Origin of the sequence: Marimonas arenosa, assembly GCF_030848945.1 — a bacterium.
In the GTDB taxonomy this organism is placed as follows: domain Bacteria; phylum Pseudomonadota; class Alphaproteobacteria; order Rhodobacterales; family Rhodobacteraceae; genus Marimonas; species Marimonas arenosa.
On record NZ_JANHAX010000003.1, the window covers coordinates 482,450 to 493,201 of the forward strand.

At 62.7% G+C, this 10,752-nt stretch carries 17 protein-coding genes; 7 read left to right on the forward strand and 10 right to left on the reverse strand.

Going from position 1 to position 10,752, the window contains the following annotated elements; all coding sequences use genetic code 11:
- Window positions 1–74 precede the first annotated feature (74 nt).
- Window positions 75–644, reverse strand: a complete 570-nt coding sequence (folK, locus tag NO357_RS12525; protein WP_306736009.1) for a 2-amino-4-hydroxy-6-hydroxymethyldihydropteridine diphosphokinase — start codon at window positions 642–644, stop codon at window positions 75–77.
- 136 nt (window positions 645–780) lie between these two features.
- Here folK and NO357_RS12530 point away from each other — a divergent pair, with 136 nt between their 5' ends.
- The gene (locus tag NO357_RS12530; protein ID WP_306736010.1) at window positions 781–1,359 is read left to right on the forward strand and encodes a LabA-like NYN domain-containing protein; all 579 of its coding nucleotides are present in this window, start codon (window positions 781–783) and stop codon (window positions 1,357–1,359) included.
- Window positions 1,360–1,580: 221 nt separating this feature from the next.
- Here NO357_RS12530 and NO357_RS12535 read toward each other — a convergent pair whose 3' ends face one another.
- The gene (locus NO357_RS12535; protein ID WP_376744376.1) at window positions 1,581–2,048 is read right to left on the reverse strand and encodes a c-type cytochrome; all 468 of its coding nucleotides are present in this window, start codon (window positions 2,046–2,048) and stop codon (window positions 1,581–1,583) included.
- Window positions 2,049–2,213: 165 nt separating this feature from the next.
- Between NO357_RS12535 and ispH the strand changes: the two genes are divergently transcribed.
- From ispH to rnhA, 5 genes are all read left to right on the forward strand, one after another.
- On the forward strand, window positions 2,214–3,164 hold the full coding sequence (ispH, locus tag NO357_RS12540) for a 4-hydroxy-3-methylbut-2-enyl diphosphate reductase (protein WP_306736011.1): 951 nt from the start codon (window positions 2,214–2,216) through the stop codon (window positions 3,162–3,164).
- Window positions 3,164–3,811 (forward strand): glutathione S-transferase family protein, encoded by a 648-nt coding sequence (locus tag NO357_RS12545; RefSeq protein WP_306736012.1) that lies wholly within the window; start codon window positions 3,164–3,166, stop codon window positions 3,809–3,811. The genes ispH and NO357_RS12545 overlap by 1 nt, the downstream gene beginning before the upstream one ends.
- A 140-nt stretch (window positions 3,812–3,951) precedes the next feature.
- Entirely contained in the window at window positions 3,952–4,416 is a 465-nt protein-coding gene (locus NO357_RS12550; protein ID WP_376744383.1) for a DUF3429 domain-containing protein, read from the forward strand.
- Window positions 4,413–5,003 carry a class I SAM-dependent methyltransferase gene (locus tag NO357_RS12555; RefSeq protein ID WP_306736014.1) on the forward strand — a complete coding sequence of 197 codons (591 nt, stop codon included), beginning with the start codon at window positions 4,413–4,415 and terminating at the stop codon, window positions 5,001–5,003. The genes NO357_RS12550 and NO357_RS12555 overlap by 4 nt, the downstream gene beginning before the upstream one ends.
- On the forward strand, window positions 4,996–5,478 hold the full coding sequence (gene rnhA / locus NO357_RS12560) for a ribonuclease HI (RefSeq protein WP_306736015.1): 483 nt from the start codon (window positions 4,996–4,998) through the stop codon (window positions 5,476–5,478). Before NO357_RS12555 ends, rnhA begins: the two co-directional genes overlap by 8 nt.
- 6 nt (window positions 5,479–5,484) lie before the next feature.
- Here rnhA and NO357_RS12565 read toward each other — a convergent pair whose 3' ends face one another.
- From NO357_RS12565 to def (NO357_RS12595), 7 genes are all read right to left on the reverse strand, one after another.
- Window positions 5,485–5,739: a hypothetical protein gene (locus NO357_RS12565; RefSeq protein WP_306736016.1), complete on the reverse strand. Its 255-nt coding sequence runs from the start codon at window positions 5,737–5,739 to the stop codon at window positions 5,485–5,487.
- Window positions 5,740–6,008: 269 nt separating this feature from the next.
- On the reverse strand, window positions 6,009–6,254 hold the full coding sequence (locus tag NO357_RS12570; protein ID WP_306736017.1) for a GlsB/YeaQ/YmgE family stress response membrane protein: 246 nt from the start codon (window positions 6,252–6,254) through the stop codon (window positions 6,009–6,011).
- A gap of 15 nt (window positions 6,255–6,269) precedes the next feature.
- The gene (locus NO357_RS12575; protein WP_306736018.1) at window positions 6,270–6,509 is read right to left on the reverse strand and encodes a hypothetical protein; all 240 of its coding nucleotides are present in this window, start codon (window positions 6,507–6,509) and stop codon (window positions 6,270–6,272) included.
- Between the two features lie 10 nt (window positions 6,510–6,519).
- Window positions 6,520–7,428, reverse strand: a complete 909-nt coding sequence (fmt, locus tag NO357_RS12580; protein ID WP_306736019.1) for a methionyl-tRNA formyltransferase — start codon at window positions 7,426–7,428, stop codon at window positions 6,520–6,522.
- Window positions 7,429–7,517: 89 nt separating this feature from the next.
- Window positions 7,518–8,012 carry a peptide deformylase gene (gene def, locus NO357_RS12585; protein ID WP_306736020.1) on the reverse strand — a complete coding sequence of 165 codons (495 nt, stop codon included), beginning with the start codon at window positions 8,010–8,012 and terminating at the stop codon, window positions 7,518–7,520.
- Window positions 8,009–8,506, reverse strand: coding sequence for a peptide deformylase (def, locus tag NO357_RS12590; protein ID WP_306736021.1), 498 nt, complete (start codon window positions 8,504–8,506; stop codon window positions 8,009–8,011). The genes def (NO357_RS12585) and def (NO357_RS12590) overlap by 4 nt, the downstream gene beginning before the upstream one ends.
- 11 nt (window positions 8,507–8,517) lie before the next feature.
- A complete protein-coding gene (gene def, locus NO357_RS12595) occupies window positions 8,518–9,036 on the reverse strand; it encodes a peptide deformylase (protein WP_306736022.1) in 519 nt (172 codons plus the stop codon).
- Between the two features lie 99 nt (window positions 9,037–9,135).
- On the opposite strand from def (NO357_RS12595), the gene NO357_RS12600 reads away from it, so the two are divergent.
- The gene (locus NO357_RS12600; protein ID WP_306736023.1) at window positions 9,136–10,305 is read left to right on the forward strand and encodes a MalY/PatB family protein; all 1,170 of its coding nucleotides are present in this window, start codon (window positions 9,136–9,138) and stop codon (window positions 10,303–10,305) included.
- Window positions 10,306–10,334: 29 nt separating this feature from the next.
- Here the strand turns inward: NO357_RS12600 and NO357_RS12605 are convergent, their stop codons facing one another.
- On the reverse strand, window positions 10,335–10,688 hold the full coding sequence (locus NO357_RS12605) for a hypothetical protein (protein ID WP_306736024.1): 354 nt from the start codon (window positions 10,686–10,688) through the stop codon (window positions 10,335–10,337).
- Window positions 10,689–10,752 lie beyond the last annotated feature (64 nt).

The window sequence follows — 10,752 nt, forward strand, 5'->3', positions numbered from 1 at the left end:
ATGAAGTTCAGGATCAGCGGGGTCCCATGATCTCTTGGCAAAGGCAGTGACATCGCGCGGCGCTGAGTTGAACTTCAGCCCGGCAGTGGGGTGACACCCGCCAGATCCTCTGGCGGCAGGCGGTCGCGCATCCCGGTCACGGTCAAACCGAGCACGGGGTGGCGCCAGTCCGGGGCGATCTCGGCCAGCGGCACCAACACGAAGGCGCGGTCCTGGAGCCGGGGGTGGGGCAGGATCAACAGTTTGGGCGCCTCGAGGGTCTGGCGGTCGGGCGTCAGGTCATGCCAGTGGCGCCAGGTCTCGGTGTCCGGCAGCACCGCGTCACCCAGCGCCAGGAGGTCGAGATCGAGACTCCGTGCGCCCCAGCGGATGTCGCGGCGACGGCCGTGTTCGGCCTCGACGCGATGCAGGAGGGCGAGAAGGGCCGCGGGTTCGAGACTGCAATCGAAGGCCGCGGCGGCGTTGACGAAGTCAGGCCCAGACCCCTGTGGGAAGGCCGGCGTGCGGAACAGGCGGCTGGCGGCGCGAAGGCACAGACCCTGGGACGCCGCCAACCCTGCCAGCGCGGCGCGCACAGTTTCAACAGGGTCACCGGCGGGCGATGGCCGGTTTGCGCCGAACGCAATCAGTGCAACTTGATCCAATTTGACGCACTCCCTATCTTATTGCGCGTGTTCTATAGCCTTGAAACACGCAAAAAATTTGAATAATCGTCGCAGACCGCTCGGCCGATCATTACACACTCACGGAAAAGGCCGGGCCAGATCGGAAGGAAATTTTATGTTTTACAAAGACGAACGGCTTGCGCTGTTCATCGATGGCTCGAACCTGTATGCGGCAGCCAAGGCATTGGGTTTCGACATCGACTACAAGCTTCTGCGCCACGAATTCATGCGCCGCGGCAAGCTGTTGCGTGCTTTCTACTACACGGCGCTTTTGGAGAACGACGATTATTCGCCGATCCGCCCGCTGGTCGACTGGTTGCACTATAATGGCTTTTCGATGGTGACCAAGCCGGCCAAGGAATACACTGACAGCCAGGGGCGCCGTAAGGTGAAAGGCAACATGGACATCGAGCTGACCGTCGATGCCATGGAGCTTGCCCCGCGGGTTGACCATATTGTGTTGTTCTCGGGCGATGGCGATTTCCGCCCGCTGGTGGAAAGCCTGCAGCGCCAGGGCGTGCGGGTTTCGGTGGTTTCGACCATCCGCAGCCAGCCGCCGATGATTGCTGACGAACTCCGCCGCCAAGCCGACAATTTCATCGAACTCGACGAGCTGAAAGAAGTGATCGGCCGTCCCCCGCGCGAGCCCCAGCCGGATCGCGACCGCGAGGTGGCGATGGCCGGTGACCGCTGAGGCGCGACCGGGACCGGAACACCGAGAAAGGCCGGGTATGCCATGCGCAGCCCGGCCTTTTTCGTTCTGGCGAGAATCGGTTGACCCGAGATGTTGCGGCCCGGCGTCGACGGCAACGCAGTCCGGCTTGGCCAGGGCCGCGGTTTGTGCCCATGCCCGATTTGTGACTTCTCGCTTCGACCTGCTTTGAACCACGCGGGCAGGCGTGACGATACGGTTGATCATTGCGCCGCGTTGATCTGGTTGTGCCGGTTTATGACGCCAGCTGGCCAGGTGGACTTGATGTAGGCCAGCACGGCGAGGATATCGTCGTCTGTAAGAACGTCGCCGAAACCCATCATGCGTGATTGGTAGTCGCCGCCGACCAAGGCTGCGGTGCCGTGCTTTGTGATCAGGAAAAGCTGCTCGTCGGGATGGTGCCAGGTGTGACCGGTCGCGTCATGCGGCGGGGCTGGCAGATAACCATCTTCATCGCGTACCCGCCAGTCGGGCTCGCCTTCGAGATCAGTCCCGTGGCAGGCGGCGCAGTATTCGGCATAAAGCTGTTCGCCTAGGGCGACAGCCTGGGGATCGGTATAAGGAAACAGCCCCAACCCGGCCGCCGGGGCGGAGACAGGCCGGAACAACCAGAGTGCGGCCGCAGCGGCGAGAGCGGCCAGGAAGAAAAGAGCGGTTTTCGTCTGGGTCACTATTTGTCCCATATGCTGTCAGGTTTGTCCTGATCGAGAAGGTCTCCAGTGTAGGAAGGTCAAGTAACCTGTCCGTGAGACCTTGATTTACGATCACGGTTTTTGGCCGGTGGCTCTGGACCTGTCGGCCCGGGTGGCATAGCTCAGGGAAAGGAGAGTATGCCAATGACCCAGCCCCCCCTGACCCTTTTCCTCGCCGCGCCACGCGGGTTTTGCGCGGGAGTGGACAGGGCAATCAAGATCGTCGAGATGGCGATCGAGAAATGGGGGGCGCCGGTCTATGTCCGCCACGAAATCGTGCACAACAAGTACGTGGTGGATGATCTTCGGGACAAGGGCGCGGTGTTCGTTGAGAAGCTTTCGGATTGCCCCGACGACCGGCCGGTGATCTTTTCCGCCCACGGCGTGCCGAAATCCGTCCCCGCGGAGGCGGCGCGGCGGCAGATGGTCTTTGTCGATGCCACCTGCCCGCTGGTTAGCAAGGTGCATATCGAGGCCGAGCGCCACGCTGCGGCGGGGTTGCAGATCATCATGATCGGCCATGCCGGGCACCCCGAAACCATCGGCACGATGGGCCAGCTGCCAACGGGCGAGGTCCTGCTGGTCGAGACGGCCGAGGACGTGGCCCGGGTCGCAGTGCGCGATCCCGAGAAGCTGGCCTTCGTCACCCAGACGACGCTGAGCGTGGACGACACGATCGATATCGTTGCAGCCCTCCAGGCCCGCTTTCCTGCGATCCGGGGGCCGCACAAGGAGGACATCTGCTATGCCACAACCAACCGGCAGGAGGCGGTGAAGGCGATTGCCAGCAAGGCCGATGCCATCTTCGTGGTCGGCGCGCCGAATTCGTCGAACTCGCGGCGGTTGGTCGAGGTGGCGGCGCGGGCGGGCTGCGACAAGGCCTGGCTGGTGCAGCGGGCGACCGAGATCGACTGGGACGGGCTGGGACAGGTGCGTTCGGTCGGCATTACCGCCGGGGCGTCGGCGCCAGAGTTGCTGGTGGATGAGGTGATCGATGCCCTGAAAGCGCGGTTCGACGTGACCATCGAGGAAGTCGAAACCGCCAAGGAGGCGGTCGAGTTCAAGGTGCCGCGGGTTTTACGGGAACCGGTCTGATGCCAGGCCGGCCACTGCTGACCGGCTATCGCTTCAGCGTCTATACCCGCGCGGCGCGGATCGCCTTTGCCGAGAAGGGCGTAGGTTTCGACTATCAGGAATATGACCCGTTTGCCGAAGGCGCCGAGGGGCCGCCGCATCCGTTCGGGCGGGTGCCGGTGCTGCGGCATGGGCGATTCGAGGTCTATGAAACGGCGGCGATCACGGCCTATATCGATGCCGCCTTCGACGGGCCGGCGCTGATGCCGGCGGACGTAGAGGCGATGGCACGGGCGGTGCAGGTGATCGGGATCGTCGATGCCTATGCCTATTGGCCGCTGGTGCGGCAGGTCTATTCCCACGCGGTGTTCCGCCCGGCAATGGGCGAGCCTGCATCGGATGCGGTGCTGGTCGAGGGGCTTGCCGCCGCGCCGCGGATGCTGGCGGCGTTCGAAGCTGTCGCGGCTGAGGGGCTGGTGCTCGGCGCGGCGTTCGGACGGGCCGATTGCCATCTGGCGCCGATGATCGCGGCTTTCGCCAGCGCGCCACAGGGGGCGGAGATGCTGGCGGAGTATCCAGCGCTGTCGACCTGGTGGCGTCGGATCGCAGCGCGCGACAGCCTTCGGCAGACCGCCCGGCCACTTCCAAACGGTGCCGCAGGCCGCTAGGGTCCGGCGGCGAGAGAACGGCAGGAGACTCCGGATGTTGTCGATTCAGTTCCCGATCACCGCGCTGGTCGTGGCTCTTCTTCCCGAAAGGCGGCAAGCCTCGCGGCGTTGGCCGGCTGTCCGGTGATGGAGAAGACATGATGACAAGCGACACGACCCTGCCCCGGACAGCGCTGTGGTTGGGGTTGGCCGGGCTCATTCCCTTCGTCTGGGGGGCGCTGACGACGGTGGCGCCGGCATTGGGGGACAGCGCTCGCGAGGTAATCGGGCCGCGCATGGTAGGGCCTTACGTGCAGCTGTTCTATGGCATGGTGATCCTGTCGTTCATGTCCGGCGTGCTCTGGGGCTTCGCCGCCCGGGCTCCTCACGACAAGGCCGGCTGGGCCTACGGCGTGTCGGTGATACCGGCGCTCTGGGCTTTCTTTATGACCGGCGGCGGGCCCTATGCGGCTGGTCTGGCGCTGATTGCCGGGTTCCTGGGGCTTCTGGCGCTCGACTGGGTTTATTGGCGCGCCGGGCTGGCCCCGCCGTGGTGGATGACTCTGAGGGTGATGCTGACCGTGGTGGTGGTAGTGTGTCTTGGCATAGGGGTCGTGCTGGCATGATCGATACAAAAACCATTTCCGTCTATGATGCGCGAGACGAAGACTATGCCAAGCTCAATGAGAAGCTTTACGAATTGCCCGAACTAGAGGAATTCGCTGTGCAGCTGCCCGCGGGCGGGCGAGTGCTCGACCTAGGCTGCGGACCCGGCCAGTATGCCGGCAAGCTGGCGGCGTGGGGGTACGAGGTAGACGCCACCGACGCCTCGGCCAAGATGGTGGCTCGTGCAGCAAGCCATTCCGGCGTCACCGCATGGCAGGCACGATTCGACGAGCTTGACGTCGTCGGAGTCTATGACGGGGTTTGGGCCAATTTCAGCCTGCTGCATATCCGTAAAGCCGAGCTGCCCGGCGTGCTAGCCCGCATCCGGCGCGCGGGCAAGCCTGGGATGACGCTGCATGTCGCGGTGAAACTGGGCGAGGGCGAGGGGCCGGATGCGATCGGCCGTTTCTATGCTTACTATGGCGCGAACGAACTGACCGGCCTGTTGCAGGAAGCCGGGTTTTCCATCGTGACGCGCCGGTTCGGCGAGGGCGCGGGATTGAGTGGCGAAACAGCGAAACACGTTTCGATGCTCTGCCGTGGCTGAGCTTTTCGCCTATACCGACGGGGCCTGCAGCGGCAATCCCGGGCCAGGTGGCTGGGGCGTGCTGTTGCGCGCGATGCAGGGGGATCGCGTCCTTAAGGAGCGTGAGCTGAGCGGCGGCGAGGCAGAGACGACAAACAACCGCATGGAACTTCTGGCGGCGATCAATGCGCTTGAGGTGCTGGAGCGACCCTCCACGATCACCGTGGTGACGGATTCGGCCTATGTGAAGAACGGGGTGACCGGATGGATCCACGGCTGGAAACGGAACGGCTGGAAAACGTCGAATAAGAAACCGGTGAAAAACGTCGAGCTGTGGCAGCGGCTCGACACGGCGCAGGCGCGCCACGATGTGCATTGGGAATGGGTTAAAGGCCATGCCGGCCATCCCGAGAACGAGAAGGCCGACGAACTTGCCCGCAAGGGCATGGCCCCGTTCAAGCCGAGTAACGGAGCGGGCAACAGAGGTCAGGCCTGAGGCGGTTCAGGAACTGGTGTGGATCGGGTTGACCACGAGCCTGAAAGTGATCCACAGCAGCACCAGAACCCCCAGGACCGAACCGATCAGCGCGCTCCAGAAACCGGAGATCGATATCAGCGACGGGATCAGCGCGCCGCCGAGAAACGCGCCCACGATACAGACAACGAAGTTGCGCGCCTTTCCGGTTCTGAGGGTGATCGCGTAGTTGACGAAACAACCGGCTATGAGGCCGATGACGGCCGAGACGAAGATGGTCATATGTCCTCCCAAACGCGTTTCGCCTGCAAACCGGGGACACGGTGGAGGCGAAACGCCGTGAAACGAATGCACGGTTCGCATATGCCACAGAAACCGCTAGCTTCCGATTTCCGCGCAATGCGTTGTCGTCGGCGCGCGCGTTTCAACCGACAAGGGAAGTCTGCGCCCGAATCTTCTGAACGCAAAGCGGTGAGTTTCCAGAGAATCCAACGGCTTGCCGCAGGTGCAAAAACCCGGAAGGCAAGGAATCACCCAGAAAACAGGTCGGCTCAGTCCCGACCTTTGTCGATGTAGGTCTGCCAAAGCCAGATCAGCACCAGCGCCCCGAGGATGGCACCGATGAATCCGGCAGCGGCCCCCAGAACCGTGAGCAGCGCCCGCAGGACCAGCCCGCCGATAAGCGCGCCACCGATGCCGATGGCAATGGTGGTGACGATATTGGTTTCCATCTTCATCATCCGCGTCGCGATGAACCCTGCGGCCGCGCCGATGATGATGAGCCAGACGATTTGCATGCGCGTCTCCTGTCTTCAGCGTTTACGGTAATGGGTCGGCACGATGATCAACGCGCCGATGGAAGAGACGATAGCGTTGAGCCCCGGGCTGGAAAAACCGAAGCCGAACATCAACCGGACGAAATAGAACAGAAACGCCCCGCCGACGCAGATGATGATCGACTGAACATAGCCGTTGCGGGTGAAGCCCGACTTCTCGGACGCGTAGCCGATGATGCCGGCAATGATGACGGTACCCATCAGGGTGGGAAACATGGTGGTATCCTCAGTTCAACCGTGCGCCGCGCGGGATCGGCATGCCGCGCAGGAACTCCTCTGCATCCTGCGCGCGTGAACCGGCTTTTTGCAAGCGCGTGATCTGAATGGCGCCGACGCCGCAGGCGATGGTCAACGCCTCGTCGAGGATTTCCCCGGGCTGGCCGGTGCCGGTTGTCAGGCGCGATCTCAGGAGTTTCAGCCGCGCGCCCTCGTGGTTGCACCAGGCGCCGGGGAAGGGGGACAGGCCGCGGATCTGGCGGTCGATCTCTTCGGCCGGTCTGATCCAGTCGATGCGGGCCTCGGATTTGTCGATCTTGGCGGCATAGGACACGCCGTCTTCCGACTGCGGCTCGGGGGTGAGGCTGCCGAGTTTGTCAAGAGCCTCGGTGATGAGCTCGGCCCCGATCTGCAACAGACGGTCGTGCAGTTGGGCCGTGGTTTCCTCGGGGCCAATGGGGGTGGCGCGGCGCAGCAGCACCGGGCCGGTGTCGAGTCCTTGCTCCATCTGCATGATGCAGATGCCGGTTTCAGCGTCGCCTTCCATGATGGCGCGATGGATCGGCGCCGCGCCGCGCCAACGCGGCAGCAGTGAGGCATGGATATTGAGGCAGCCGTGTTTCGGGGCGTCGAGGATCGGTTTGGGCAGGAGGAGACCATAGGCGACGACCACGGCGACGTCGGCATTCAGCGCGGCGAAGGCAGACTGTTCGTTGGACGATTTGAGTGTCACCGGATGGCGGACCGGTAGTCCGAGTTCGTCGGCTCTGGCGTGGACCGGCGTAGGGCGGTCCTTTTTACCGCGGCCGGCGGGGCGTGGGGGTTGGCAATAGACGGCGACGATTTCGTGTCCGGCGTCGACCAGCGCGTCGAGGACGGGGACGGAGAAGTCGGGGCTTCCCATGAAAATGATGCGCATCGCTCAGTATCCTTGGTCAGGAAGCAAAAGTGGGAGTGGGGACCTGCCTCTACGCTCCCGGAGTGTTTCAGGCCAGATTAAGGAGCAGGTCATTTCACCTTGCGGGCACGCTTGATCAGCATATCGCGCTTCAGTTTGGAGAGGTGGTCGAAATACATCCGGCCATTAAGATGGTCGATCTGGTGCTGGACGGAGGTGGCCCAGAGACCGACAAGTTCGCGGCGGTCAACTTGGCCGTGTTCGTTCAGAAACCGCACGGTCACGCCGCGGGGACGTTTGATTTTCGCCGAGACGCCGGGCAGGTTGGGGCTGGCTTCGTCATGTTCGCGCAGAATCACCGATGCGTCGATGATCTCGGGGTTGGCCATGCGGATTGCCTTGCCGCGCTCCTCGCTGGCATCGACCACGGCGAGGCGCAGCAAGACGCCGATCTGTGGTGCGGCAAGCCCGACGCCAGGCATCGCCTCCATCGTGTCGATCATGTCGTCCCAGGTGGCGCGGATCACGTCGTTGATCTCGGAAACCGGATCGGCCGGGGTTCGCAGGCGTTTGTCGGGCCAGGGGATGCAGCGGCGGACGGTCATCCCCGCGCCTCCAGATAGGGATCTTCCAGCTTGGTGCGCAGCGCAGGGTCGATGCGGTCGAAGTGGACCATACCGTTCAGGTGGTCGAATTCGTGCTGGATAACACGCGCCTCGGCCCCGTCGAAATCGCCCATGTGAATGTCACCGGTCTCGTCCGTCCATTGTATCGTCACCGCCTTGTGGCGTTCGACCGGCACCGTAACGCCGGGGACTGACAGGCACATCTCCTCCATGGTGACCGGCACGCGTTCGCACGCCATGACCACCGGGTCGATCATCACGAGAGGGTTGTGTTCGCCTTCCTTCCAGGTCACGTCCATCACGAAGAGCCGTTTCATGACGCCGATCTGCGGTGCCGCAAGGCCGCGGCCCTTGGCGGCATACAAGGTATCGAACATATCGGATATCAGCGGGCGCAGGTCGGCGTGGCCGACATGCTCGCATTGCTGTGAAAGCCGTGGGTCAGGCCATGTCAGGATCGGCAGTATGCTCATGCCCGCCGCCTTTAAGCGCGCGCCTTTTCGCGCTTCAGCTTCTGCATCTTGCGAGTGATCATCTGGCGTTTCATGGCGCTGAGATAGTCGATGAACAGCTTGCCGTTCAGATGGTCTATCTCGTGCTGGACGCAGGTGGCCCAGAGGCCGCCGAAATCCTCGCGCTGTTCGCTGCCTTCGCGGTCGATCCATGTGACGGTCACTTTGGCCGGCCGGGTGATCTCGGCATATTGATCGGGGATCGACAGGCAGCCTTCCTCATAGGTGTTCTTTTCGTCCGACGAGGCCACGACCTCGGGGTTGAACATAATCAGCGGGCGGGGGGGCGCGTTCTCCTCTTTGACACAATCGAGCACGATCAGGCGCTGGGTAATGCCAACCTGTGGCGCCGCCAAGCCGATGCCGGGAGCGTCATACATCGTCTCGAGCATGTCGTCAGCTAGCGCGCGCAGCTCGTCGCTGAGGTCGGTGACCGGATCGCAGACCTTCTTGAGCCGCGGATCGGGGTGGATGAGGATAGGCCGTTTCATGTGGCTGATTTAGGCGATGCCGGGGCCAATCGCAACATGGGGTTGCGCGTCGGGAGGGATCGGGTAGCGTGCTGCCCGATGTGTCAAGGAGGCCCCCCCATGAGTTTTGACGAGATCATTGATCGGCACGGCACCCATTCGGTGAAATGGGACATGATGGAGAAGCTCTACGGGGTGTCGGCGGATGACGGCATCGCGATGTGGGTGGCGGACATGGATTTTCGCCCGCCGCAATGCATCCAGAATGCGTTGCAGGGCATGCTGGATCACGGCATCTATGGTTACTATGGCGATGATGCGGCCTATCGCGCGGCGATCCAGTGGTGGATGAAGACCCGCCATGGCTGGGCCATCGACCCGGAGTGGATTTTCACCACTCACGGCCTCGTCAACGGCACGGCGATGTGCGTCGATACCTGGACCGATCCGGGCGATGGCGTGGTGTTGTTCACGCCGGTTTATCATGCCTTCGCCAAGGTTATCAAAGCCAACGGCCGGCGAGTGGTGGAATGCCCGATGGTGATCCGCGACGGGCGCTATGAGATGGATTTCGAAGCATACGATTCCATACTGGATGGTACGGAAAAAATGGTGATCCTGTGTAGTCCGCACAATCCGGGGGGGCGGGTATGGTCGAAAACCGAATTGGAGCAGGTCGCTGAGTTCGCTCGCAGGCATGATCTGCTGCTGGTCTCGGACGAGATCCACCACGATCTAGTTATGCCGGGACATAACCACATCCCGATGACGATGATCGACGGTATCGAAGACCGCCTGGTGATGATGAGCGCCACGACCAAGACCTTCAACATCGCCGGCAGCCATTCCGGCAACGTAATCATCCCCGACAAGAAGCTTCGTGCGGAGTTCGGGGCACGGATGGCTGGGCTGGGACTGTCTCCCAACTCGTTCGGTCTGTTCATGGCCGAGGCGGCCTACAGTCCCGAAGGGGCGGAGTGGGTGGACGCGCTCTGCGCCTATCTCGACGGTAACCGCAGGCTTTTCGACGATGGCATCAACGCAATCCCGGGGCTGCAGTCCATGGCGCTTGAGGCGACCTACCTTGCCTGGGTCGATTTTGCCGGCACTGGCATGGCGCGCGGAGAGTTCACCAGGCGGGTCGAACAAGGGGCGCGGATCGCGGTTAACCATGGACCGACCTTTGGAACGGGTGGCGAAAGCTTCCTGCGTTTTAACCTGGCGACCCCACGCAGCGTGGTCGAGAAGGCGGTGGAGCGGATGCAGCAGGCTTTCGCCGATCTGCAATAGCCGGTGTTTGATGCGGGCGGTCGCTGCCGTCAGTGAAGCCGTTCGATCAACGCAACCGGCGCGCCGTCTTCGCGGACGAAATCCACGGGCGCGCTGTCATGCGCCTCGGTCGCGCGTTTGTATTCAAAGCGCATCTCGTCGCCGTCCTCTTCCGAGGCAATGATTAGGCATTGTGCCTTATGGCGACCACCCTCGTAGAGGTCGACCAGCCCCCGCATATGTGGCGCGTCCTCGGCATCAAGCGAGAATCCGTTGTCCCAAATGCGGAGCACCGGGTAGGTTTCCTCACCCACCTGTACACGCAGCCGCGCGTTTCTTTTCGCAGCCAGTTTCCGCGCCTGAGCGAGTCCTTCGCGTAGCTCCTTGGTCAGAAAATCGGTCATCGGCCCGTTCCCAGTGGTGTTGTGGAAAAGTCTGGCCCGAAAAGGCGAACAGTCAAGAAAAGCT